This window comes from Bartonella sp. TS82HLJMH (genome assembly GCF_042193495.1).
Classification (GTDB): domain Bacteria; phylum Pseudomonadota; class Alphaproteobacteria; order Rhizobiales; family Rhizobiaceae; genus Bartonella; species Bartonella grahamii.
The window spans coordinates 13176-37833 of record NZ_JBHILU010000002.1; the positions used below are offsets into that span (position 1 = coordinate 13176).

General features: G+C 38.5%; 22 protein-coding genes. 3 read left to right on the forward strand and 19 right to left on the reverse strand.

Features of this window, described 5'->3' with window-relative positions:
- Nucleotides 1-31 precede the first annotated feature (31 nt).
- From clpX to ACFIKO_RS01050, 6 genes are all read right to left on the reverse strand, one after another.
- A complete protein-coding gene (clpX, locus tag ACFIKO_RS01025; RefSeq protein WP_012755013.1) occupies nucleotides 32-1306 on the reverse strand; it encodes an ATP-dependent Clp protease ATP-binding subunit ClpX in 1275 nt (424 codons plus the stop codon).
- A gap of 183 nt (nucleotides 1307-1489) precedes the next feature.
- Entirely contained in the window at nucleotides 1490-2122 is a 633-nt protein-coding gene (gene clpP / locus ACFIKO_RS01030) for an ATP-dependent Clp endopeptidase proteolytic subunit ClpP (RefSeq protein ID WP_375619460.1), read from the reverse strand.
- Nucleotides 2123-2268: 146 nt separating this feature from the next.
- Complete coding sequence (locus ACFIKO_RS01035; RefSeq protein WP_375619459.1) at nucleotides 2269-3078, reverse strand: hypothetical protein; 810 nt, start codon at nucleotides 3076-3078, stop codon at nucleotides 2269-2271.
- 10 nt (nucleotides 3079-3088) lie between these two features.
- Nucleotides 3089-4465 (reverse strand): Trk system potassium transporter TrkA, encoded by a 1377-nt coding sequence (gene trkA / locus ACFIKO_RS01040; protein WP_375619458.1) that lies wholly within the window; start codon nucleotides 4463-4465, stop codon nucleotides 3089-3091.
- Nucleotides 4466-4468: 3 nt separating this feature from the next.
- Complete coding sequence (locus tag ACFIKO_RS01045) at nucleotides 4469-5827, reverse strand: sigma-54-dependent transcriptional regulator (protein ID WP_375619457.1); 1359 nt, start codon at nucleotides 5825-5827, stop codon at nucleotides 4469-4471.
- A gap of 1 nt (nucleotide 5828) precedes the next feature.
- Entirely contained in the window at nucleotides 5829-8096 is a 2268-nt protein-coding gene (locus ACFIKO_RS01050) for an ATP-binding protein (protein WP_375673072.1), read from the reverse strand.
- A gap of 172 nt (nucleotides 8097-8268) precedes the next feature.
- On the opposite strand from ACFIKO_RS01050, the gene rirA reads away from it, so the two are divergent.
- The 3 genes from rirA to ACFIKO_RS01065 are packed head-to-tail and all read left to right on the forward strand — an operon-like array spanning nucleotide 8269 to nucleotide 10412.
- A complete protein-coding gene (rirA, locus tag ACFIKO_RS01055) occupies nucleotides 8269-8712 on the forward strand; it encodes an iron-responsive transcriptional regulator RirA (RefSeq protein ID WP_375619455.1) in 444 nt (147 codons plus the stop codon).
- 24 nt (nucleotides 8713-8736) lie between these two features.
- Nucleotides 8737-9927 carry a bifunctional 2-C-methyl-D-erythritol 4-phosphate cytidylyltransferase/2-C-methyl-D-erythritol 2,4-cyclodiphosphate synthase gene (locus tag ACFIKO_RS01060; protein WP_375673156.1) on the forward strand — a complete coding sequence of 397 codons (1191 nt, stop codon included), beginning with the start codon at nucleotides 8737-8739 and terminating at the stop codon, nucleotides 9925-9927.
- Entirely contained in the window at nucleotides 9924-10412 is a 489-nt protein-coding gene (locus tag ACFIKO_RS01065) for a CinA family protein (protein ID WP_375673073.1), read from the forward strand. The genes ACFIKO_RS01060 and ACFIKO_RS01065 overlap by 4 nt, the downstream gene beginning before the upstream one ends.
- Before the next feature lie 552 nt (nucleotides 10413-10964).
- Here ACFIKO_RS01065 and ACFIKO_RS01070 read toward each other — a convergent pair.
- From ACFIKO_RS01070 to ACFIKO_RS01130, 13 genes are all read right to left on the reverse strand, one after another.
- Nucleotides 10965-11426 (reverse strand): type II toxin-antitoxin system RatA family toxin, encoded by a 462-nt coding sequence (locus tag ACFIKO_RS01070; protein WP_375619453.1) that lies wholly within the window; start codon nucleotides 11424-11426, stop codon nucleotides 10965-10967.
- Between the two features lie 2 nt (nucleotides 11427-11428).
- Entirely contained in the window at nucleotides 11429-12391 is a 963-nt protein-coding gene (gene lipA / locus ACFIKO_RS01075; protein WP_375619452.1) for a lipoyl synthase, read from the reverse strand.
- Nucleotides 12392-12458: 67 nt separating this feature from the next.
- Entirely contained in the window at nucleotides 12459-13919 is a 1461-nt protein-coding gene (gene lpdA / locus ACFIKO_RS01080) for a dihydrolipoyl dehydrogenase (RefSeq protein WP_375673074.1), read from the reverse strand.
- 222 nt (nucleotides 13920-14141) lie between these two features.
- The gene (locus tag ACFIKO_RS01085; protein WP_375673075.1) at nucleotides 14142-15485 is read right to left on the reverse strand and encodes a pyruvate dehydrogenase complex dihydrolipoamide acetyltransferase; all 1344 of its coding nucleotides are present in this window, start codon (nucleotides 15483-15485) and stop codon (nucleotides 14142-14144) included.
- Between the two features lie 14 nt (nucleotides 15486-15499).
- The gene (locus tag ACFIKO_RS01090; protein WP_375673076.1) at nucleotides 15500-16864 is read right to left on the reverse strand and encodes a pyruvate dehydrogenase complex E1 component subunit beta; all 1365 of its coding nucleotides are present in this window, start codon (nucleotides 16862-16864) and stop codon (nucleotides 15500-15502) included.
- A gap of 16 nt (nucleotides 16865-16880) precedes the next feature.
- Nucleotides 16881-17921, reverse strand: a complete 1041-nt coding sequence (pdhA, locus tag ACFIKO_RS01095) for a pyruvate dehydrogenase (acetyl-transferring) E1 component subunit alpha (protein WP_375673077.1) — start codon at nucleotides 17919-17921, stop codon at nucleotides 16881-16883.
- A gap of 135 nt (nucleotides 17922-18056) precedes the next feature.
- On the reverse strand, nucleotides 18057-18368 hold the full coding sequence (locus ACFIKO_RS01100) for a septum formation initiator family protein (RefSeq protein WP_012754998.1): 312 nt from the start codon (nucleotides 18366-18368) through the stop codon (nucleotides 18057-18059).
- A 187-nt stretch (nucleotides 18369-18555) separates the two neighbouring features.
- Nucleotides 18556-19008, reverse strand: coding sequence for a TM2 domain-containing protein (locus ACFIKO_RS01105; RefSeq protein ID WP_375673078.1), 453 nt, complete (start codon nucleotides 19006-19008; stop codon nucleotides 18556-18558).
- A 383-nt stretch (nucleotides 19009-19391) separates the two neighbouring features.
- Nucleotides 19392-19802 carry a TM2 domain-containing protein gene (locus ACFIKO_RS01110; RefSeq protein WP_273788348.1) on the reverse strand — a complete coding sequence of 137 codons (411 nt, stop codon included), beginning with the start codon at nucleotides 19800-19802 and terminating at the stop codon, nucleotides 19392-19394.
- Nucleotides 19803-20186: 384 nt separating this feature from the next.
- Nucleotides 20187-20594, reverse strand: a complete 408-nt coding sequence (locus ACFIKO_RS01115; protein ID WP_273788349.1) for a TM2 domain-containing protein — start codon at nucleotides 20592-20594, stop codon at nucleotides 20187-20189.
- A gap of 111 nt (nucleotides 20595-20705) precedes the next feature.
- Nucleotides 20706-21977: a phosphopyruvate hydratase gene (eno, locus tag ACFIKO_RS01120; RefSeq protein WP_375673079.1), complete on the reverse strand. Its 1272-nt coding sequence runs from the start codon at nucleotides 21975-21977 to the stop codon at nucleotides 20706-20708.
- 71 nt (nucleotides 21978-22048) lie between these two features.
- Entirely contained in the window at nucleotides 22049-22885 is an 837-nt protein-coding gene (kdsA, locus tag ACFIKO_RS01125; protein ID WP_375673080.1) for a 3-deoxy-8-phosphooctulonate synthase, read from the reverse strand.
- Between the two features lie 36 nt (nucleotides 22886-22921).
- The gene (locus ACFIKO_RS01130) at nucleotides 22922-24550 is read right to left on the reverse strand and encodes a CTP synthase (protein ID WP_375619443.1); all 1629 of its coding nucleotides are present in this window, start codon (nucleotides 24548-24550) and stop codon (nucleotides 22922-22924) included.
- Nucleotides 24551-24658 lie beyond the last annotated feature (108 nt).

Genomic DNA, 24658 nt, shown 5'->3' on the forward strand with positions numbered 1-24658 from the left:
TACCACCTTTCATATTGTGCTTAGCACAATATCATGCTGATACATTTTCTTTATCTTCTGCACGTTCTGAGTAAATATAAAGAGGACGCGCTTTCCCATCAACGACATCACTCGAAATAACCACTTTTTGAACGCCTTCAAGAGCCGGTAGCTCAAACATCGTCTCAAGAAGGATCTTCTCCATAATAGAACGTAAACCACGAGCACCAGTTTTACGTTCAATTGCTTTCTTCGCAATAACACGTAAAGCATCTTCATGAAATGATAACTCGACATTCTCCATTTCAAAAAGACGCTGATATTGCTTTACTAAAGCATTTTTAGGTTGTGATAGAATTTGCATGAGGGCATTAACATCTAAATCCTCTAAGGTAGCGACTATAGGAAGGCGCCCAATAAATTCTGGTATTAAACCAAATTTTATAAGATCTTCCGGCTCTAAATCGCGAAAAATTTCACCGACACAACGCTCATCAGGAGCCTTAACGGTCGCAGAAAAACCAATAGAGGTTTTTTCACCACGCCCTGAAATAATCCGTTCTAAACCTGCAAAAGCCCCTCCACAAATGAATAAGATGTTTGTGGTGTCAACCTGAAGAAACTCTTGTTGCGGATGCTTACGTCCACCTTGAGGAGGAACAGAAGCAATCGTTCCTTCCATAATTTTTAATAACGCTTGCTGAACTCCTTCCCCCGAAACATCTCTTGTAATAGAAGGATTGTCTGCTTTACGAGAAATCTTATCGACCTCATCAATATAAACAATGCCACGTTGTGCACGTTCAACATTATAATCTGCTGCTTGAAGAAGTTTCAAAATAATATTTTCTACATCCTCACCTACATAGCCTGCTTCCGTCAAAGTGGTCGCATCCGCCATCGTAAAAGGCACATCAATAATACGTGCTAATGTTTGTGCAAGATAAGTTTTACCACAGCCCGTTGGACCAACAAGAAGAATATTTGATTTAGCCAACTCAATATCATTGCTTTTAGACTGATGCGCCAACCGTTTATAATGATTATGAACAGCAACAGAAAGAACACGCTTTGCATGCTGCTGACCAATAACATAATCATCAAGAACTGTTATAATTTCCTGTGGCGTAGGAACACCATCACGCACCTTAACCCCAGAAGACTTATTTTCTTCCCGAATAATATCCATGCAAAGCTCTACACATTCATCACAGATAAATACAGTAGGCCCCGCAATGAGCTTACGCACCTCATGCTGACTCTTGCCGCAGAACGAGCAATAGAGAGTATTTTTTGATTCGTTCCCGCTATTGCTAATTTTGCTCATTTTTCTTTCCTTTCACCACGATATATGAATACTTTTCCTTTTCAAAGGAAGCTTTTCATCATGAAAACTAAAAGACATATAGAAAACCATGCATGTCTCAATATTTTTAGGTGTTTCTCTTATTTTGCGATATTTTTTATAAAACTCTGTGATTTAAAGTAGCTGTTTTTTCTATAAAAATTCTTAATCTTTTTCTTCTTTTTCAGTTTCTGCACGATATTGTATAACATCATCAACTAAGCCAAACGCTTTGGCTTCTTCTGCTGTCATAAAATGATCGCGATCGAGAGTTTTCTCAATAATCTCATAATCTTGACCTGTATGTTGAACATAAATTTCATTTAAACGCCGTTTCATCTTTATAATATCTTGCGCATGTCGCTCAATATCTGAAGCTTGACCTTGAAAACCACCGGATGGTTGATGCACCATAATACGTGCGTTTGGCAATGTAAAACGATGACCCTTTGCTCCAGCTGTTAACAATAAAGACCCCATAGATGCCGCCTGCCCCATGCAAAGCGTAGAAACAGGAGGGCGAATAAACTGCATAGTATCATAAATAGCCATACCAGATGTTACGACACCACCTGGAGAATTAATATAAAGACTAATTTCTTTTTTAGGATTTTCCGCTTCCAAGAAAAGCAATTGTGCACAAACAAGCATTGCCATACCATCTTCGACAGGACCATTAATAAAAATAATCCGCTCCTTTAAAAGACGGGAAAAAATATCATAGGCCCGTTCACCACGATTGGTTTGTTCAATAACCATAGGAACAAGGCTTAATGCTGTTTTCATTGGATCACTCATATTTCTACTTTCCGTTCATATAACAACCGCTCTTTACACATTCAATGTTTTTATCCATACGTTAACATTACTCTCTTGTGCAAGCTACAATCAAGAGCTGTTTAAGATAGATTAAAATCCCAATAGTTAAAATAGCAATAATAACTCTACTTAAACAAATGATGAACATCAGGAATGCGAGATACCGCCCAATGGTAAAAACTTCCTTCCCGAGGTCTTTTCGTGGTCTTTGTCTTTCTGTGAATATGAAAGCCTATCAAGCGTGAATCTGTAAGCGGCTTTACGCCAAAAGCTGGTTCAAAAATACGTTCAGCTTTTCGCCCAGTCCAATAATAAAAAGTTTCCTTTTCCTTTGCTTCATGAAAAAAACCATATCGTTTTGCTAATCGCGAAACACCATCATTGCCAAATATCGTAACGCCAAGAGTTCCCGGCAAAATCGGTATTTTTTTCCTCTTTAACCAGAACGGTCTCCAAACACGACGCTTAAACCCAAGCCAATGAGGAATAATTTCTGTGCCTGCCCAATAATCTTCAAATACTTTTATAATAGGATTATTAGGCGGAAAATAAAGTGCAGAAACGCCTACTCTTGTATTATTTTCTCTTGCCAACCAAACCTTATCCGCATCTGGATGAAATTGTTTAACAAGGTAAACATCTGTATCTAACCAAACACCTTGTTGATATTTCATCAGCATAACACGAAAAAAATCCGAAAACTGAACAATTGTACACCCTAGTTTATCATCAGAAAAATCGGGATCAAGGCGATAAATTGCTGAGCGTGGTAAAATTGATTCGGCCTCATGCAACTCAACACCGGCAGGGAGATTATCTATTTTTTTATCATAACTAAAAAGCTTAACGCGCTGTCCAGTTTTAACCATTGAGGACAAACAAAGCCTATCCACCAATCTTAATTGTCCACTATACCAAAAAGTACAAATATCCATAGATAATATATCAAAAATATTCTAAACTTACGCGAAAGAGTTGTTCAACATCACGAACCCTATCAGCAAGAGCAAAAATCACTATTCTATCACCAGACAAAATGCGCGTATCTGCCGAAAGCTGTATTATTGTCTTATTGCGATAAATTGCACCAATTCTCAAACCATCTGATAAATTGAGCTCTGATAATGACTTACCAACCAATGAAGATGTTTGCATCACTTCAGCTTCAATAATTTCTGCTCGGCCATTAAAAACTGAATGAACAGAACGAATACGCCCACGGCGCATTTGTTGCAAAATTCTCGATATTGTAACGCTATGGGGATTAAGATATGCATCCACACCAACGGCACGACTAAATTCTTGGTAGGCAACATTATTAATCAATACCATATTGGCTTTGCAGCCCAATCTTTTAGCAATAATAGCGCTTAAGAGATTAACCTGATCTTGATTGGTCAATGTAATCATTAAATCGGACTGATCAATTCCCGCATCTTGTAGAATCACTGGATCTAACACGTTACCGTATAAAACTGTTGTTTTTTCAAGCTGATCGGCAATTGTGAGAGCTCTTTCTCTATGCGATTCTATAATCTTCAATTTTAATTTATGGAAACGCTTTTCAATAGCCTGTGCAACATAAAGACCAATGTGACCGCCCCCTGCAATAATCATGCGATGGGCATCTTGTTCTTTATGACCAAAAAGCCCAACAGCACGACGCATCTGTTCACGAGAAACAACAAGATAGGTTATATCACCAACGCGTAATTGCGTTTCTGAATGTGCAACCAATAATTCCGCGCCACGTTTAATAGCGGTAACCGTCGTATGAAGATCTGGAAAAAGCTCTGTTAATTGACGCAAAGGTGTATTAATAACTGGACAATCTTCCATGCATTCCAAGGCTAGCGCAACAACATCATCATTACAAAAATAAAGAACATCTATTGCACCAGGTAAAGCAATACGGCGCAAAACCATTTCCCCAACTTCAACTTCTGGCGAAATAACCACATCAATGGGAATATTCTCTCTGGAAAAAAGCGTCTTATAACGTGGTTCTAAATAAGATTGTGAACGAATACGAGCAATTTTTGTGGGCACATTAAATAATGAATGTGCTACTTGGCAAGCTACCATATTGACTTCATCAAACAAAGTGACAGCAATCAACATATCAGCTTTGTCTGCATCTGCAGCCAAAAGAACTTCAGGACGTGAGCCGTGACCAACAAAACCTCTCACATCCAATGTATCGCGAATCTTTTCAATTAATCTCGTTTCAATATCAATAACAGTAACATCGTGATTTTCAGCAGCAAGACGCTCTGCTATCCCATAACCAACCTGTCCTGCTCCGCAAATAATAACACGCATAATCTACGAAACTCCAAGCGCTTTAAGTTTACGGTGCAAAGCTGAACGCTCCATGCCTATAAATTCAGCAGTACGTGATATATTTCCACCCAAACGCCCAATCTGTGCCACTAAATATCTCTTTTCAAACAATTCTCGTGCTTCACGTAACGGCAAATCCATTATACTTTCATCTGAATCCATTTGAAGACGTGGCAAAGAATCACTTACTTCACTGGGAAGAAAGTCCGCTGTTATAGGACCATCACCATCCCGCACAAGAATAAGAAGACGCTCAATATTATTACGTAATTGCCGCACATTACCCGGCCAAGCATGCGTTTGCAAAATAGCAATCACATCATCACTGATTGCACGCGGTTTAATCCCAACCTGCTGTGATATTGTTTTTACAAAATGATGTACAAGTTCTGGAATATCTTCACGACGCGCTGAAAGAGGCGGAACAGCAATAGGAACAACGGAAAGACGGTGGAAAAGATCTTCTCTAAAGCGCCCATCGGAAATGAGGTTTTCAAGATTTTGCGCTGTCGAAGAAATAATACGGACATCCACCTTAACACGTTTTGTGCCGCCGACTCTTTCAAATGTCTGCCCCGTTAACACCCGAAGAATCTTACCTTGAGTCTCACGTGGCATGTCAGCAATTTCATCAAGATATAATATACCACCATGAGCTTCCTCTAAGGCACCAATCTTGCGCTCTCTTCCTTCCATTTCACTGCCAAACAGCTCTATTTCCATTCTTTCCGGAGTGATCGTTGCAGCATTTATTGTAACAAATGGCCCATTCGAACGCGTTGAGAGCGCATGAATAGTTCGTGCAACAGTCTCTTTTCCTGCCCCTGAAGGACCTGTTATCATGATGCGACTATTGGTTGGTGCTACTTTTTCTATGATTTGACGCAAATTTTTTACAACTGTCGATTTTCCGAGCAACTCTAATGACTCGTTCGAACGCTTTCGCAATTCTAAAAGCTCACGTTTTAAATTTGAGTTTTCAAGTGTTCTCTCTGCAACCAATACAAGTCTATCAGCTTTAAAAGGTTTTTCAATGAAATCATATGCCCCTCGTTTTATAGCGGAAACAGCCGTCTCAATATTACCATGACCAGAGATCATAACGACCGGAAGAGCTGGATATTGCGTTTTAATTTCATCAAGCAGTGCTAAACCATCGAGACGACTGCCCTGTAGCCAAATATCCAAAAAAATGAGCTTTGGAATACGCTCACTAATTTGAGCCAATGCTTCATCAGAATTACAAGCAACACGCGTTTCATAACCTTCATCATCTAAAATACCAGCAACAAGCTCACGAATATCTGCTTCATCATCAACAATCAAGATATCTGATACCATACTATTCCCCTATCTTATGATTTATGGCTTGTATAATACTACCCTGCTTACCCCCATCCACCGGAAATATCAAACGGATCATCGCACCACGACCTTCATAAAAACTCTCCGGTGCGTCATGAAGCTCCATGGAACCACCGTGATCTTCAATAACTTTGCGCACAATGGCTAACCCGAGCCCTGTTCCTTTTTCCCGCGTTGTTATATAGGGCTCTAATAACTTTTGTCTTTGCTCTTTAGGAAGTCCTTTCCCATTATCAACAACATCCACAACCACCCATTCCTCTTGACGATAAGAACGAACAAGAATATGACCGTGAATATTTTCCTCTCGCATAACTGAATCTATAGATTCGCTCGCGTTTTTGATAACATTGCAAAAAGCTTGTACAATGAGACGGTTATCAAATGCACCCATAAGTGGTAGACTTCCTAAATCTTGCTCAAAATGAATATCATGTCGTGTCACTTCTATCAAGAAACATGCCTCGCGCAACAATTCTCGTATATCTAAAATATGCATTTGTGGTTTAGGCATACGTGCAAAAGAGGAAAACTCATCAACCATACGCCCAATATCTCCAACCTGTCGAATAATTGTCTCAATACACCGCTCAAAGACCTCTCTATCTTGTGTAATAACTTTGTTATAACGTTTACGAATGCGTTCAGCGGATAACTGAATGGGTGTGAGGGGATTTTTTATTTCGTGTGCAATACGCCGTGCAATATCCGCCCACGCCGCTGTACGTTGTGCTGCAACAAGGTCTGTAATATCATCAATTGTTAGAACCCAAGATTGCCCCTGTCCATCATCCTCTTCCATCGTAACTTGAACATTACAGACACGCTCTTTTCCTGCAACGTTTAAAGTAACCTGCTCACGATGATTTTTACGATCCAATGAACGTGAAAACTGAAAAACCTGCCAAATTTCAGCACTTAAAGATAAAAGACTTTGTCCAACAACGTGTTCAGAACGAATATCAAACATCGCTTCAATAGACCGATTAATAATTGTAATATCACCATTATCATCTATACCTGCTACTCCTGCTGTTACACCCGATAACACTGCTTCAGAAAAACGCCGTCTCTCATCAATTTGATCACGCACTGCAATCAACTCATTGCGCCGACTTTTTAATTCACTGACCATGTAATTAAAAGTTTTGGATAATTGCCCAATATCTCCATCCTTCGCGCGTACCGGCACAAAAATTTCCATATTTCCAGTAGCAACATCATCAGCAGCACTAATGAGAAGACGAATAGGACGTACTAAGCGATCAGCAACAGCAATAGCGGCCCAAATAGCTGATAGAAATAAACTAAAAAAAAGACATAAATAAAGCATACCAAATGCAATTTGCGTCAGCAGGCGATTTTCATTTAAATCACGATAACGATCTGTATTAACTTCTGTCAAACGCAAAGCAGATAAAACACCTTTATCAACGTCACGCACCAAATATAAAAATGTATTTGGAATGTTGGTAAATTTTAAAATAATACCAAAATAATCATGCACGCCTGGTTGAAAAGAAAAAGGCCTCGCACTGGTTGCACGTTCAATAAGATTGGAAGGAGGAATTGGCAGTTTATCTTCATCACCAAGAGCACTCGATATAAAAATAGCTCCGCTAGAACTTAACAAAAATGCACCACGCAAATTGCGTCCTATAGCATGACGCGTCAATTGCATCCTATATTCAGCTGGATTACGTTCTAAGAGTTTTTTGTTATCAAGTGCAAATGCCATCGCGTAGGATAAATTTTTTAAATTTTGAAGCATTTCATCTGCATAAGCATTTGCTAAATCAATAGAAGAGCCCACAATTTGCCGCGTTGTTGTATCAAACCATCGATCAAGTCCTAAATTTAGTGCTGGACCCGATACAAGAGCTACAGCAACAGCCGGCATTGTCGCAACAAGTGCAAACAATGAAATAAGGCGCACATGAAGACGCGATCCTGCACGCCTTGAACGCCAAGCACGAATGATCGGAATCATCTCATAAAAAACGATGACAATAAGCCCTAAAACCCAAAAACTATTAATCCCTATAAGAATAAGGGTTACTGTTCTACTGGGAATAACAGGGGTTAGTCCAATAAGAATAATAAATGAAACAGAGGCCGTAAGTAAAGCCAATACAATAATTGTAATCCCTAAAAAAATATATACCTTACTTAAACGATACAACTCATCGTTATAAGTATTTTTATCTATGTCTTGAAGATTTGTCACAGATGTTATATTCGTCATGAGCTTACATACCTTTATCCCATTATTCTCATATAAACTTTTGTAGCAAAAATTGACAATACTAATACTACATTTAAAATAGGGCAAATATAGTCAATGAGAAAGAACTTCTACATTTTGCAAAATATCTTAAAATAAACTGTGTTCGACGATAATTTACGAAGGAAATGAGATGCGATTAACAAAACAAACAAATTATGCTCTTCGAATGCTCATGTATTGTGCAGATAATCAGGGAACTCTCAGTCGTGTTCCAGAAATTGCTAAAGCATATGCCGTTTCAGAACTTTTTTTATTTAAAATCCTTCAGCTGCTTGTTCAAGCAGGTTTTATACAAACAGTGCGTGGACGCAATGGTGGAGTTAGATTGGCGAAACCCGCAACAGAGATTTCAGTCGCTGATGTTGTGAAAGTAACAGAAGACAACTTTTCCCTAGCAGAATGTTTTGATACTGCAGAACCAACTTGCCCCTTGATCGATTTTTGTGGTTTAAATACCGCACTTCAAAAAGCATTAAATGCTTTTTTTGAGGTGTTATCCGTGATATCCCTTGCTGATCTACAACAACCATCCTTTCAAAATCATTTTAAAATTAATGACAAAAAGGCAAACTAAGATTATAATACAAGGAGATTAGGTATTTCTATTGCAGCAATAATATTAGCCGCTGGACGCGGTGAAAGAGCAGGCTCTCCCCATAAAATTCCAAAACAATATCGGCTTCTAGGACAAAAGCCGATTATTTATCATACCGTGCATTGTTTTTTGCAGCATCCAGCTATCACAACAATTATTCTTGTTATTCATCCAGAAGACCGTCAAATCTGTGAACAAGCTATTGGTGATTTTAAAGAGCGCCTTATTATCGTTGAAGGAGGAAATACACGTCAAATCTCTACCTTACATGGACTTCAGGCACTCAAAAAATTCAATCTCCAATATGTGCATATTCATGATGGTGCACGCCCCTTTATCGAAAACAAGCTTCTTGATAACATTCACAACACAATCACGCCTCAAGAAGGTATTCTTCCTGTTCTTCCCATCTCTGATACCCTTAAACGTGTAAATAATCAGCATGTTTTAGAAACAATTCCTCGTACCCATCTTTACAGTGCACAAACTCCACAGTGTTTTCCTTTTGAACATATCTTAGCGGCCCATAAACAAGCAAAACAAGCTTGCAAAAAAGAATTTACCGATGATTCCGCAATCGCTGAATGGTTTGGAATTCCTATGCGCACCGTTCCTGGGGATCCTAACAATATAAAAATTACATGGCAGGAAGATTTTAATACTGCACATTTATATCTCCAAAAGAAAATGCAAATGTTTCCTGATATCCGCACCGGCAATGGTTATGATGTTCACTCTTTCGAGGATGGTGATTTTCTTATTTTATGTGGTATAAAAATCCCTTTTCATAAAAAATTAAATGGACACTCCGATGCGGATGTTGCTCTTCATGCGCTAACAGATGCCCTGCTCGCTACGCGAGGTGCTGGAGATATTGGCACACATTTCCCTCCCTCTGATCCTCAATGGAAAAATGCATCATCAGAAATTTTTCTCCGTCATGCTCTTGATATTATTCAACAAGCAGGCGGCCGTATCGCCAATGTTGATATCACACTGATCGCCGAAAACCCTAAAATCGGCCCCTATCGGCATAAAATGAAAGAAAATCTTATGAATATTCTTACAATCTCATCCAATCGAATCTCCATTAAAGCGACAACAAATGAAAAATTGGGATTTATTGGCCGTGAAGAGGGCATTGCTGCTTTTGCAACAGCAAGCGTCCTTTATCCAGGAGGAATTCCCAAATGACATCTTTGTATGAAAAACAAGCGCACGCAGTTCTTACAGCTTGTCGTCAAAAGAGCTTGCTTTTAACAACTGTTGAATCTTGTACGGGAGGACTCATTGCTGCAAATCTTACAAGTATTGCAGGATCATCCGATGTACTTGATTGTGGATTTGTTGTTTATTCAAATGAATCTAAAACGCGTCTTGTTGGCGTATGCGCTGAACTTATAAAAACGTACGGTGCCGTTTCAAAAGAAGTTGCTCTTGCAATGGCAGAAGGTGGATTAAAATATTCACGAGCTGGAATTGCAGTCGCTGTAACAGGGATTGCAGGACCGGGAGGAGCGTGTCTTAATAAACCTATCGGACTTGTGCATTGCGCAATTGCTTATAAAAATCACTCCCCCCTGCACAAAGAAATGCACTTTGGTCATCTTAACCGCAACGTTGTTCGCCATGCAACTGTTGAAAATGTTTTTAAAATGATTCTGGAATTGCTTCACTGAATTCCCCATACTAATTTCAAAGCTCTCTATTCCACATTGAGTCTATAATCGTCAACATCTTGGAAAAATGATTTATTGCATCACAACTTGAAATTGCAATTAGTCAAATTTATTCACTTGCACACCACAAGAAAAAAACTTTATAAATAAAATGATTAAAGAAAGGGATACTTGTACCTCTCTCAAATGCTAAGAGCTGGCGCAACATCTTGAGAGATGGCAATAAATGGTGCAGGCTAACTTCTTCATAAGTGTAAAAATGTGGATTTATATACTTTTACGAGGATCTATACTATTTATTATGAGCGCTATTATGAAATGGATATGACGCAAGCATGTCCTATTTGGGCGTTTTTTTGGATGGGCCTCTATTAAAAAAGGAAAACAAAAGCGTGAAGCTGAGCATCATCTTAATCATTTAAAATGATATTCCTTTCATATGCTTTTCAAAGCTGAAAAAGCTTAATTAAAAACAAATAATAAAGATGGAAACCGATTTTCACCTTCACGCTATTATAAGCAATACGTATTGTTAAAAAATAACAGAATAGACTATGTTATCGCAGAGCCATAAATCTGATGCGCACGCTTCTCAAAAGCATCGGTAAATTTACGAAACGCAATATCAAACATTGAGCCCATCACTAATCCAAGCGTTTTACTTTTAAATTCATAATCAATAAAAAACTCTACATTACATGCATTGGTATTTTTAATATCATGAAAGTCCCAACGATTTTCAAGATATTTGAATGGACCATCAATATATTTAACTTCTATAAGATTTTTTTCCGGCTGAAGAAATACTTGAGTCGTAAAAGTTTCATGGATAATCTTATAGCCAACGGTCATATCCGCAAGAAGCAATGTTTTTTTCCCATACTCTTTTCGAGAACGTACTATTAAAGACTCACACATTGGTAAAAATTCAGGATAACGCTCTATATCTGAAACCAGATCAAACATTTCACTGGCACTATGGGTGATCTGCCGATGTATTGTAAAAATCGGCATAATTATCTCTGTAAGGAAAATTTTTCATCACGCGCTTTTTGCAAAATAGCAAAATCATCTCCAGCATGATGAGATGAACGCGTCAGAGGATTGGAGGCCATATGTAAAAATCCTTTTACTTTACCAATCTTGGCAAAAGACTCAAATTCTTCAGGAGGCACAAAACGAACAACTGGATGATGTTTTCGTGTAGGCTGCAAATATTGTCCAATCGTCATAAAGTCAACATCAGCAGAGCGCAAATCATCCATCAATTGCAAAATTTCATTTCGCTCTTCCCCAAGACCAACCATAATTCCCGATTTTGTAAAAATTGTTGGATCAAGTTCTTTAACGCGTTGTAATAAACGAATTGAATGAAAATAACGTGCCCCTGGACGAACCTTCAAATATTTAGAAGGAACTGTTTCTAAGTTATGATTAAAAACATCAGGCTTAGCAGCAACAACAACTTCTAAAGCGCCATCCTTATGGCGAAAATCAGGTGTCAGAACTTCAATTGTTGTTTTAGGAGTTTTTTGACGAATCGCATAAATAACTTTTGCAAAATGCTCAGCACCACCATCAGCAAGATCATCACGATCAACAGATGTAATGACAACATGTTTTAATTCCATCCGTGCAACAGCATCGGCTACACGTTCTGGCTCATTATCATCAACGGCAAGTGGAATACCTGTTGCAACGTTACAAAAAGCACAAGCACGCGTACATATTTCACCTAAAATCATAAAGCTAGCATGCCGCTGGCTCCAACATTCGCCAATATTAGGGCAACCAGCTTCTTCACATACAGTCACTAACTTATGCGTACGTACAATACTATGTGTTTCCTTATAAATTGGTGATGTTGGCGCTTTTACACGAATCCAATCTGGCTTTTTTTGAACGCTTGTATCAGGACGATGCGCCTTTTCAGGATGACGCAAATGTCTATTTGTAACTCTATCAACAACCGTAACCATTTAAGCCTTTGCCTTATAAATACGAAATAACAATCAAAAATAATAAATCTTTCATACAATCTAGTCATCAAGCGTTTAAAACTTGACCATAAGCATCCAATACACTTTCTTTCATCATTTCCGATAAAGTCGGGTGTGGAAAGACAGTATGCATTAATTCTTCTTCTGTTGTTTCAAGATTCATGGCAATAACAAAACCCTGTATCAATTCTGTCACCTCAGCCCCTACCATATGGGCCCCAAGAAGCTGTCCTGTTTTTTTATCAAAAATCGTTTTTACTAACCCCTGATCTTCACCCAAAGCAATCGCCTTGCCATTCGCAGCAAAAGAATAACGACCAATACGTATATCATAACCTGCTTCTTTTGCTGCTGCTTCTGAAAGCCCTACAGAGGCAACTTGTGGTGTGCAATATGTACATCCTGGAATTTTTCTTTTATCAAGCGGATGAGCGCTCTTCAGACCTGCAAGATGTTCAATGCATATCACACCTTCTTCTTCTGCTTTATGTGCCAACATAGGAGGACCTGCTACATCACCAATAGCATAAATGCCTTCCACCCCCGTCCAACTCCATTCATCGGTTACAATGCACCCGCGATTGGTTTTTATTCCCAAAGCTTCTAAACCAAGATTCTCAATATTACCTTGCACCCCAACAGCGGAAATCAACCGGTCAACAGTCATTGACTCTATTTTACCTTGAGCATCAATATGTACAGTCACAGAATCAGAAGATTTTTTAACCTTAGTTACTTTTGCTTGACGAAGAATGCGTAAACCTTTTTTCTCTAACTGTTTACAAGCAAACGTTGAAATTTCAATATCTTCAGCAGGCATGATGTGAGACATCATTTCAACAACAGTTACCTCAGCTCCCATATCACGATAAAAAGAGGCAAATTCAATGCCAATAGCCCCAGACCCTATAACCAAAAGCGATTTTGGCATTGCTGGCGGTATCATAGCTTCAAAATAAGTCCAAATGAGTTTTCCATCTGGCTCAATACCAGGAAGGACACGAGGACGTGCACCCGTTGCAATAATGATATGCTTTGCTTGATAAGTTCCCTCCCCTAACGTCCCTTTAGGGATTGGATTTTGCGGTTGCATAATCGGTTTGGAGGATGAAGAAACCATAATTTCCGCAGGATGGCTTCCCTTCGCTTCTTTAGTAAGCTTTGCTTCACCCCAGATAATATCAATTTTGTTTTTTTTCATTAAAAAATCAACACCAGCATTTAAACGTGCTGAAACACCGCGTGAACGTGCCACAACATCTTTGATGTTTGCCTCAATTGAGCCATTAATTTTTAGTCCATAATTTTTTGCATGTTCAGCAAAATGTTTCATTTCCGCTGAACGTAGAAGGGCCTTTGTTGGAATACATCCCCAATTTAAACAGATCCCTCCCAAATGTTCACGTTCAACAATCGCAGTCTTAAAGCCACATTGTGCTGCACGAATTGCGGTTACATATCCGCCTGGACCTGATCCAATCACAATTACATCATAAAGATTTGCCACAGTAATTCCTCCATGGATATATATATAAAACGGATATGCATTTTTTGAACTTAAGACTGTAAAACAATATCACAGAATTATCTTATGTCTTTTTCTTTAAGCTTCACGTAAATGCTTTACCCAAACCAGAAATAGCAATAACATTGCTCTTCAAACTCTTAAATTTGTTTTTATTCTCTTAACACACTCTCTCACAATTTACGTGAAGAACTGTTAAACAGTTCAAACCAACATTGCTAATGGATTTTCAATCATCTTCTTAAAAGTCCGCGCGAGCTCTGCGGCTAAAGCACCATCGACAGCACGATGATCCGCAGAAATTGTAACTGACATAACTGTCGCAACAACTAATGCACCATTTTTAACAACGGCGCGTTGCTCCCCTGCACCAATCGCAAAAATCGTCGCATGCGGTGGATTAAGGATAGCCGAAAAACTTTTTATACCATACATCCCCATATTTGATACAGCTGTTGTTCCACCCTGATATTCTTCCATTTTTAATTTTCTCTCACGCGCACGCTTTGCAAAATCCTTCATCTCTTTGGAAATAAGTGATAACGACTTTTCCTCTGCATGGCGAATAATCGGCGTAATTAATCCATTGGGAATAGAAACAGCAACCCCAACATCACAATGTTTATGATGAAGCATTCCGCCTTCAAGCCAAGAGACATTCGCATCAGGAACAGCTTTCAAAGAAAGTGCGACAGCTTTGATCACCATATCATTAACAGAAAGCTTATAAGTAGGCTGAGTTTCTTCCTGCCTCTTAATCATTGGTGCAGCAGCATTCAGTTGTGTACGCAGTGCTAATAGTGCATCAAGTTCACAATCTACCGTTACATAGAAATGTGGAACTCTCTGTTTTGATTCCATCAAACGTGTTGCGATTGTTTTACGCATATTATTATGGGGTGCGAAGATATATTCATCCTCTTTAAAGAGTTTCAGTATCTGTTTGTCAGAAGCACCTGTAGCTACTAGCTCCGCTATTTGTGATGAATAAGACACTTTAGCAATATCACTACTCACAGCTTTTTCTACATCGCGCTTGATAATACGCCCATGCGGACCACTTCCAGAAATAAGGGATAAATCAAGACCTTCCTGAGATGCTAATCGCCGCGCTAAGGGAGAGGCAAAAAGCCGCGCTTCCTTTTTATCTTGCTGTATTAATTGCTGAGCTGATGATTCATGAGACATTTTTGTACCCTTTGAGTCCATCTGTTTCAGAGAATCTGTCTGTTTTACGCCCTCTGGTTCTTGTTTTGTAGAAGAAGAGATTTCTTCTGAAACTTTTGCAGCTTCAGCTAAATCTTCACCTTCTTCTGCTAAAACAACAATTAAAGCATTTACTTTAACGCCTTGTGTTCCAGCAGGAACCACAATTTTGGCAACCCTACCTTCATCAACGGCTTCGACTTCCATTGTCGCTTTATCCGTCTCAATTTCAGCAATAACATCACCAGAGGAAACCTTATCTCCCTCCTTAATATTCCATTTTGTTAAATTTCCCTCTTCCATCGTAGGGGAAAGTGCTGGCATTGTAATTTTAATGGGCATTATACTTTCCTCCGTCATGCTCTGTATGTCACAGCCTTAACGGCCTCAATAATCTCAGCAGTATTAGGCAAAGCCAACTTCTCAAGATTAGCAGCATAAGGCATCGGGACATCTTTGCCAGAAATCGTAGCAATTGGCGCATCAAGATAATCAAAAGCCTGCTGCATAACACGCGTTGCTATTTCAGTTCCCACGGATGACTGAGGAAATCCCTCTTCAATCGTTACCAAACGACCCGTTTTTTTAACTGAAGAAAGAATTGTTGCAAGATCCATCGGGCGAATGGTTCGTAAATCAATCAATTCAACATCAATACCAAGTTGTTCAATTTCCGGCAACGCTTGAACGGCATAATGCATTCCAATTCCACACGCAACAATCGTCACATCTTGTCCAAACTTATGAATACGCGCCTTACCAATAGGCAAAACAAAATCATCCAGTTGAGGGACATCAAATTGATGCCCATACAAAATCTCATTTTCAAGAAAAATAACAGGATTATCATCACGAATAGCAGCTTTCAGCAAACCTTTTGCATCTGCAGCACTATAAGGCATAACAACTTTCAGACCTGGTACATGACTATACCATGCAGCATAGCATTGAGAATGTTGAGCACCAACACGGGCAGCCGCACCATTGGGACCTCGGAAAACCATAGGAGCGGTCATTTGTCCACCAGACATATAACGGGTTTTTGCTGCGGAGTTAATAATTTGATCCATCGCCTGCATCGCAAAATTAAAGGTCATAAACTCGACAATGGGACGTAACCCTCCAAAAGCAGCCCCAACAGCCAACCCAGCAAAGCCGTGCTCTGTAATTGGGGTATCAATAACGCGGCGCTCTCCGAATTCTTCCAATAAACCCTGACTAACCTTATAGGCACCTTGATATTGCGCGACTTCTTCCCCCATGAGAAAAACCTTTTCATCACGCCGCATTTCTTCAGCTAAAGCCTGATTAAGCGCTTCACGAACTGTCATTGTAACCATTTGTGTTCCCGCTGGAATATCAAAATCAGGAGACGTATCAAAAGTAGGTACCTGCGGAACTGACAAAGGCAGAGAAAGTGGAGATTCCTTGGTTTTTTGTGTTATATCCGTAGGTTGCGAAATATCCTCAGCACGCTCACCTTCTTCTAACAAAATCGCAATAACAGTGTTAACCTTTACACCTTCAGAACCTTCAGGCACAAAAATTTTACCAAGAGTACCTTCATCAACGGCCTCTACTTCCATTGTAGCCTTATCCGTTTCAATTTCAGCAATAACATCGCCAGAGCTAACCTTATCACCTTCTCTCTTGAGCCATTTAGACAGTTTACCTTCTTCCATAGTTGGTGAAAGCGCCGGCATCAAAATATCAATAGACATACTTGCTTCCCTCGCATCAAACTAAAATATCAGTATAGAGCTCAGAAGCATCTGGCTCTTGATCACTTTGTGCAAAATCTGCCGCATCAGCAACAATTGCACGAACCTCTTTCTCAATAGACTTTAAATCATCTTCGTTCGCCCAATTCTTCTTAAGAATCCGACTTTTTACTTGATCAATCGGATCGTGTTCCTCTTTTATTTTTTGGACTTCTTCCTTTGAACGATATTTTGCTGGATCAGACATGGAATGACCACGATAGCGATAGGTCTGCATATCAAGAATGATCGGCCCTTTACCTGAGCGTGCCCAAGAAATTGCTTCATCAGCAGCTCCTTTTACTGATCGAATATCCATACCGTTAACAACAATACCTGGAATTTCAAAAGAAAGACCACGGCGAGAAAAATCAGTTTCTGCAGATGCACGTGAAACTGACGTTCCCATAGCATACTGATTATTTTCAATAATATAAACAACGGGAAGCTTCCAAAGTGAAGCCATATTAAAACTTTCGTAAACCTGCCCCTGATTTGCGGCACCATCACCAAAATAAACCAATGTTACATTATCTTTACCAAGATATTGATTCGAAAATGCCAAACCTGAACCAATTGGAACCTGCGCACCAACAATACCATGTCCTCCATAAAAGTTCTTTTCTTTAGAGAACATATGCATCGAGCCACCTTTCCCTTTGGAAAAGCCACCTTGACGTCCCGTTAATTCTGCCATGACACCACGTGGGCTCATCCCAACGGCTAACATATGACCATGATCACGGTAAGACGTAATAACCTGATCACCTTCTTTTGCCGCTTTCAATGTTCCTATAACAACGGCTTCCTGACCAATATAAAGGTGACAAAATCCCCCAATAAGCCCCATACCATAAAGTTGTCCTGCTTTTTCTTCAAAACGGCGTATTAAAAGCATTTCACGATAAGCATCAATTTCTTCCTCTTTTGTAAAATCTGCTATTGGTGCTTTCTTTGTGGTGCTTGATAATGTAGTGTGCGCTACCGACGCAGAATTTTTTTTAAATCGTTCTGCCATATTAAACTCCCTTTTATGATTATTTAGGAATAACCTTTACAAACAAAAGTTACAAGCCTTATCAATCGGCTTAAACAATATCATTGCTGATTGTTGTTTAAATTAAGCGATTTTTCATTTACCTTTGGTATCATTTCAAGGTATTAAGATTGTCAGTTCATTTGGCTTAGAAAAGTTCAAATTCTTTCGGACATACTCATCCAGCATATCTTTTTCTATATGTCCATTGCGTAAAAGAGAAATACGCTTTTCCATGAATATCCGCTCAGCTTCTATTTTATGAAGCTCCTTTTCTAATTCGCTAATATGCTGATTAACTTCACTGCGTGAATACAATCCATACTCACCATGATAAATGTGATAACTGAAATAGCTTAAGACTCCCACCGTCATAAGAGGTAGTACAAAGCGCACTTTGATTGATCGACGTTTCTGCTTTGTCCACATAAAATAGCACAGTCTTTACAGCACAAATTTTTTAATATTTTGCCCAACTATGCACGATTTTGATTAATACCTCATTACCAAATCTATACACGCAAACAATTTGTTATCACCAATTTATCCCCCCCTTAAATACAATCAAAGTAAGCTGAATGCCCCACTTTTTGTATTACAAATATTGGATATCCCACTAACTTGTGATTTTATACCCATCTTTGTCTTTAAAATTTCCTGTTAAAATGACTATAAAATCAATCAATACCCAAGGTGTAATTATCAAAAAAATTCCTATAAGCCCTACCGGCATAAATATTACACTTATTATAAGTATTACACTTATTATATTTATAAGAAGCATTGCAATGCCCGTTCCAACTTTACCAACCATAAAACGATGAATTCCTAGTCCACCTAGAAAAAAACAAACGACCGCTAACGTCACTTTTGATTGCTGTGACTGACCTTCAGTCAAGATAGGGAAAATAGATTTAATGGTATCCCCTTCACACACAAAATCAACGACGTCACCAACTTTCGGCGGCGTTTTTCCTGACCAATCCCAATTCGCAAACTGATAGCGCTTACCATCAGCCCCTGAAATGAAATAATCTCCTTGATCATGACCAATAATCTTACCTTTCATCTTCACCACCTATAAAATTGTTATTCATAAAGAAGCTTTTCTTCTAATATGATAATATGTTGAATAAACCTCACAGCATGAATACAGTCTGTATTCACCGTGATATATGACAATTTAAAAAGCTAAAAATCCCCCAACAACTTAAAATTCCCGCAATTACAAGTGGTAATACAAAGCACGCTGTTCGATTTGCACCTTTGCTTTTTTCATATGAAATAGTACAGTCTTTTTCAATAGTTTTATTTAAATATTCATAATTTTCTTTAATATTTCACATTTAAAGACATAGACTAAAATAATTTACATTATTAAATTAATATATTGACAACATTAAAAGTAAAGAAAATTCTTAGCTCTTTACATTTTATATTATTCTAAAATTTCTACCAATTTATAATTTTATCCCCGTTTTCATCCCTAAAATATCCGGATAAAATAACTATAAAATCGATAAACGACCACGGTATAGTAACTAACAGCCCTATACCTGTTATCGTTATAAGAAGCATTGCAATGCCCGTTCCGACTTTACCAGCCATAAAGCGATGAATTCCCAACCATCCAAAAAACCAACAAACAAGTGCTATCGCCAATCTTGATTTTTCTGACTGCGATTTACTCAAAAGAGGGAGAACAGATTTAACAACATTATCTTCATATACAAAATCAACGGTATCCCCTACCTTTGGTGGTTTTTTTCCTAACCAATCCCAACTCGTAAATTGATAACGCTTACCATCAGCCCCAGAAACAAAATAATCTCCTTGATCCTGACCAATAATCTTACCTTTCATCCTCGACCACCTATAAAACTTCTCCTCATGTGTTATTCATAAAGAGATTATTTCTTTTTATAATATGCTGATTAACCTCACGGTGTAAATAAAATTTGTAGCAGCCGTGATAAACGTGAAATTAAAATAGTTTTGATTCCCCCCCAATGAGCTAATGTTTTCTGCTGCTATAAGCAGCAATACAAAACACACCTTAGTGGATTTACACCGTTGTTTTACCCACATAAAATAGCACAGTCTTTTTCAATACTTTTATTCAACTGTGCATATTTCTCTTAATATCTCACATTAAAGAAATAGAGTACAACAATCTTGCATTATGCAGCTTACTATATTGATCAAAATAAAAAGTAAACTTAATTATTTTCTTTTTATTATAAATTTTTAAAAATCTGTAATCTGATTCCCGTCTTTATCCGTAAATCTTCCACCAAGAATGAGTATAAAATCAACAATTGCCCAAATACCGGTAATTATCAATCCAAACAATGATAAAGATAGAATCAGCATTAAAGCACCAGTCCGAACTTTACCAACCATAAAGCGATGAACACCAAAGATACCTGAACACCAACAAAGGAGTGCGAACATTATCTTTGAGTTCTCTGTACCTGGTCTCAACAATGGAAAAACAGAACTGACAACACCCCCCTCACAGACAAAATCAACAGTATAACCGATCCTTGGCGGATTCTTTCCCATCCAATCCCAAGTCGCAAACTGATAACGTTTACCATCATCACCCGAAACGAGATAAGTTCCTTGATCTTGACTAATAATTATACCTCTCATCTTAATCCCTATAAATTTAAACACTTAAAAATTATTGCGTATATGCCTTTGATAAGAAATCTCAATTTCATAGTCTAAATGATCTTATACTTTCATATTTTGTGCTCACAACTATACACGATATAAATCACCAGCATAACGCGCTTGGGCCCCTAGCATTTCTTCAATACGAATAAGTTGATTGTATTTTGCTAATCTATCCGAACGTGCAAGAGAACCTGTTTTAATTTGTCCACAATTCGTTGCAACAGCAAGATCTGCAATAAAAGAATCCTCTGTTTCGCCTGAACGATGAGATATAATGGCACGATAACCTGCTTTATGTGCTACTTCTACAGCATCAAGTGTTTCACTCAATGTACCAATTTGATTAACTTTTATGAGAATAGAATTGCCTACCCCCATTTTGATGCCATCACGCAAACGTGCTGAATTCGTTACAAACAAATCATCGCCAACAAGCTGACATTTTTCTCCAATTGTGTCAGTGAGTAACTTCCAACCTTCCCAATCATCCTCAGCCATTCCATCTTCAATTGTAATAATAGGATAATTTTTCACAAGCTGCGCTAAATAATCTACCTGCTCTTGGATGTCACGGCATTTCCCCTCACCTTTATAAAAATACGAACCATTTTTATAAAATTCGGTTGAAGCACAGTCTAAACCAATGGCAATTTGTTCCCCTGGTTTGTAGCCACATGTTGTAATAGATTCCATAATAAAATCAATTACTTGATCAGCACTTTTAAATTGAGGTGCAAAACCACCTTCATCACCAACATTGGTATTATAACCCGCATCTTTTAAACGCTTTTTCAACGCATGGAAAATCTCAGCGCCATAACGGATAGCTTCTCTTACAGTAGGGGCTCCTATAGGAATAATCATAAACTCCTGAAAATCAATCAAATTATCAGCATGAACGCCACCATTAATAATATTCATCATAGGGGTTGGAAGAATATGCGCTTGTGTACCACCAATATAACGATACAAAGGTAAATTTAATGAATCCGCAGCTGCTTTCGCAACAGCTAATGAAACACCAAGAAGTGCATTGGCACCAAGACGGGCTTTGTTTGGCGTTCCATCCAAAGCAATCATTGCTTGATCGATAGCGATTTGATTTATTGCATCCCGCCCACCAAGTTCTTCAAGAATTTCGCCATTAACTGCAGCAATCGCTTTTTCAACACCTTTCCCTTGATAGCGCAAACCACCATCACGAAGCTCTATAGCCTCGTGTGCTCCTGTTGAAGCTCCCGATGGAACCAGAGCACGACCAAAAGCTCCATTCTCCAAATGAACATCAACTTCTACCGTTGGATTACCACGGCTATCAAGAACCTCACGTCCAATGATATCGACAATTATAGTCATATGTGTTTCCTTATCCAATAAAAGTCTCGATTCATTTCTAATGCCCTATTAATAAAATATTTTTTCTCTTCTTAATTCAACTTCTTTGACAAATAATCAAACTCCATTAAAGTCTCAATCAATCTTTTTAAATTATCAAGTTTAACCATGTTGGGTCCATCAGAAGGTGCATTATCTGGATCTTGATGCGTTTCTAAAAAAATACCTGCTACCCCAATAGAAACAGCCGCACGTGCTAAAACTTCAACAAATTGACGCTGTCCACCAGATGAAGCACCCTGTCCACCAGGTTCTTGAACTGAATGCGTTGCATCAAAAATAACAGGAGCACCAAATGAACGTAAAATAGGCAACGAACGCATATCAGAAATAAGCCGGTTGTAACCAAATGACGTGCCTCGCTCACAAAGCATAACATTCGGATTACCACTGTAAACAACCTTTTTTAAAACATTCTCCATGTCCCACGGCGCTAAAAACTGACCTTTTTTAATGTTAATAACACATTCTGTTTTGGCGGCTGCTACCAAAAGATCTGTTTGACGACATAAAAAAGCCGGTATTTGTAAAATATCAACCGTAGAAGAAACAATTGTACATTGCTCTTCTGTATGCACATCAGTTAATATGGGACAATCAAACTCCTTTTTTAAATCAGAAAAAACAGCCATTGCCTTTTCAAGACCAATACCACGTGCCGCCCCTAAAGAAGTTCGGTTAGCTTTATCGTAACTCGACTTATAAACAAACCCGATACCAAGCTGATCGGTAATTGTTTTAATACGACCAGCCATTTCAAAAGCATGATCGCGACTTTCCATCTGACACGGCCCTGCAATTAATGAAAGAGGCATCTCATTTGAAAAAATAATATTTCCAACTTTCACACGGGCATTTTGTTTAGTCATTTTATCCCTCAAAAGCAAAGTAACCCAATTTATACATTAAACCAATCGACTTTGTTCTACAGCGGCTTCAATAAAAGAAGAAAAAAGCGGATGTGGATCAAAAGGACGGGATTTTAATTCTGGATGATATTGAACACCAATAAACCATGGATGATCTGCATATTCTATCGTTTCTGGTAAAATACCATCAGGAGACATCCCAGAAAAAATCAAACCACACTGTTCTAACTTATCCTTATAATCAATATTGACTTCATAACGATGACGATGTCGCTCGACAATCTTGGTCATCCCATAAATTTGAGCAATATGACTCTCTTCTTTTAATTCAGCAGCAAAAGCACCAAGACGCATTGATCCGCCGAGATCACCATTTCTTGTACGTTTTTCAAGAACGTCTCCTTTAAGCCATTCTGTCATTAAACCTACAATTGGATTTTCTGTTTCGCAAAACTCACTTGATGAAGCATTCTTAATTTGTGCAATATTGCGCGCAGCTTCTATACAAGCTAATTGCATCCCAAAACAAATCCCTAAAAATGGAACTTTACGCTCTCGTGCAAATTGAATTGCTCGAATCTTTCCTTCTGCCCCTCGTGCCCCAAAAGCACCTGGAACCAAAATTCCATGGGCTTTTTGTAAAGCTGAAACAGAATCTTCTTTTTCAAAAAGTTCTGAATCAATCCACTCAATATTAACTTTTACTTTATTCGCTAAACCACCATGCGCAATCGCTTCAATAAGAGATTTATAAGCATCCTTTAAACCCGTATATTTTCCTACAACAGCAATCGTAACTTCTCCTTCAGGATGGTGAATACGATACGTAATATCTTCCCAACGATCCATCTGAGGGGAAGGTGCCGAATCGATTCCAAAAGCGCAAAGAACTTCAGAGTCCAAACCCTCCTTATGATATGCCATAGGAACATCATAAATTGTTGGCATATCTAATGCCTGAATGACTGCATTGGAGCGAACATTACAAAAAAGTGATAATTTGCACCGTTCTGTTTCTGGAATAGATCGATCTGCACGTACAAGCAAAATATCAGGAGAAATACCAATTGCTTGCAATTCTTTGACAGAATGTTGTGTTGGTTTCGTTTTTAATTCACCTGCCGAAGGTATATAAGGCATTAATGTGAGATGGACATAAATGACACTTTGTCTTGGTAGCTCATTGCGAAGCTGACGAATCGCTTCTAGAAAAGGCATTGCTTCAATATCACCAACCGTTCCACCTATCTCACACAAAACAAAATCAAACTCTTCATTTCCCATCGTAATGAATCTCTTAATTTCATCCGTCACATGAGGAATAACTTGGACTGTTGCCCCCAAATAATCACCACGCCGCTCTCGTTCAATGATATTGCGATAAATACGCCCTGTTGTGATATTATCTTGGCTATTTGCAGAACGCCCAGTAAAACGCTCATAATGACCAAGATCAAGATCCGTTTCTGCACCATCATCGGTCACAAATACTTCACCATGTTGATAAGGTGACATCGTACCTGGATCAACATTTAAATAAGGATCAAGTTTGCGAAGACGTACACGATAGCCACGAGCCTGTAATAACGCTGCTAACGCCGCCGCTGCGATGCCTTTTCCAAGGGAAGAAACCACACCACCAGTAATAAAAACATAACGTGCCATGGGCTTATGGTGATAAGCAATTTATAATGATTTTTCCAGCAAAAAATGCAAAAAGAAACAATTTTTCTTCTAAAATTAAAAAGGTGAAAAAATCACCTTTTTAATAAA

Excerpts from the sequence above, each read along its gene's own strand:
- clpX (WP_012755013.1), bottom strand. The coding sequence starts at position 1,306 with ATGAGCAAAATTAGCAATAGCGGGAACGAATCAAAAAATACTCTCTAT.
- clpP (WP_375619460.1), bottom strand. The coding sequence starts at position 2,122 with ATGAGTGATCCAATGAAAACAGCATTAAGCCTTGTTCCTATGGTTATT.
- ACFIKO_RS01035 (WP_375619459.1), bottom strand. The coding sequence starts at position 3,078 with ATGGATATTTGTACTTTTTGGTATAGTGGACAATTAAGATTGGTGGAT.
- trkA (WP_375619458.1), bottom strand. The coding sequence starts at position 4,465 with ATGCGTGTTATTATTTGCGGAGCAGGACAGGTTGGTTATGGGATAGCA.
- ACFIKO_RS01045 (WP_375619457.1), bottom strand. The coding sequence starts at position 5,827 with ATGGTATCAGATATCTTGATTGTTGATGATGAAGCAGATATTCGTGAG.
- ACFIKO_RS01050 (WP_375673072.1), bottom strand. The coding sequence starts at position 8,096 with ATGACGAATATAACATCTGTGACAAATCTTCAAGACATAGATAAAAAT.
- rirA (WP_375619455.1), top strand. The coding sequence starts at position 8,269 with ATGCGATTAACAAAACAAACAAATTATGCTCTTCGAATGCTCATGTAT.
- ACFIKO_RS01065 (WP_375673073.1), top strand. The coding sequence starts at position 9,924 with ATGACATCTTTGTATGAAAAACAAGCGCACGCAGTTCTTACAGCTTGT.
- ACFIKO_RS01070 (WP_375619453.1), bottom strand. The coding sequence starts at position 11,426 with ATGCCGATTTTTACAATACATCGGCAGATCACCCATAGTGCCAGTGAA.
- lipA (WP_375619452.1), bottom strand. The coding sequence starts at position 12,391 with ATGGTTACGGTTGTTGATAGAGTTACAAATAGACATTTGCGTCATCCT.
- ACFIKO_RS01085 (WP_375673075.1), bottom strand. The coding sequence starts at position 15,485 with ATGCCCATTAAAATTACAATGCCAGCACTTTCCCCTACGATGGAAGAG.
- ACFIKO_RS01090 (WP_375673076.1), bottom strand. The coding sequence starts at position 16,864 with ATGTCTATTGATATTTTGATGCCGGCGCTTTCACCAACTATGGAAGAA.
- pdhA (WP_375673077.1), bottom strand. The coding sequence starts at position 17,921 with ATGGCAGAACGATTTAAAAAAAATTCTGCGTCGGTAGCGCACACTACA.
- ACFIKO_RS01100 (WP_012754998.1), bottom strand. The coding sequence starts at position 18,368 with ATGTGGACAAAGCAGAAACGTCGATCAATCAAAGTGCGCTTTGTACTA.
- ACFIKO_RS01105 (WP_375673078.1), bottom strand. The coding sequence starts at position 19,008 with ATGAAAGGTAAGATTATTGGTCATGATCAAGGAGATTATTTCATTTCA.
- ACFIKO_RS01110 (WP_273788348.1), bottom strand. The coding sequence starts at position 19,802 with ATGAAAGGTAAGATTATTGGTCAGGATCAAGGAGATTATTTTGTTTCT.
- ACFIKO_RS01115 (WP_273788349.1), bottom strand. The coding sequence starts at position 20,594 with ATGAGAGGTATAATTATTAGTCAAGATCAAGGAACTTATCTCGTTTCG.
- eno (WP_375673079.1), bottom strand. The coding sequence starts at position 21,977 with ATGACTATAATTGTCGATATCATTGGACGTGAGGTTCTTGATAGCCGT.
- kdsA (WP_375673080.1), bottom strand. The coding sequence starts at position 22,885 with ATGACTAAACAAAATGCCCGTGTGAAAGTTGGAAATATTATTTTTTCA.
- ACFIKO_RS01130 (WP_375619443.1), bottom strand. The coding sequence starts at position 24,550 with ATGGCACGTTATGTTTTTATTACTGGTGGTGTGGTTTCTTCCCTTGGA.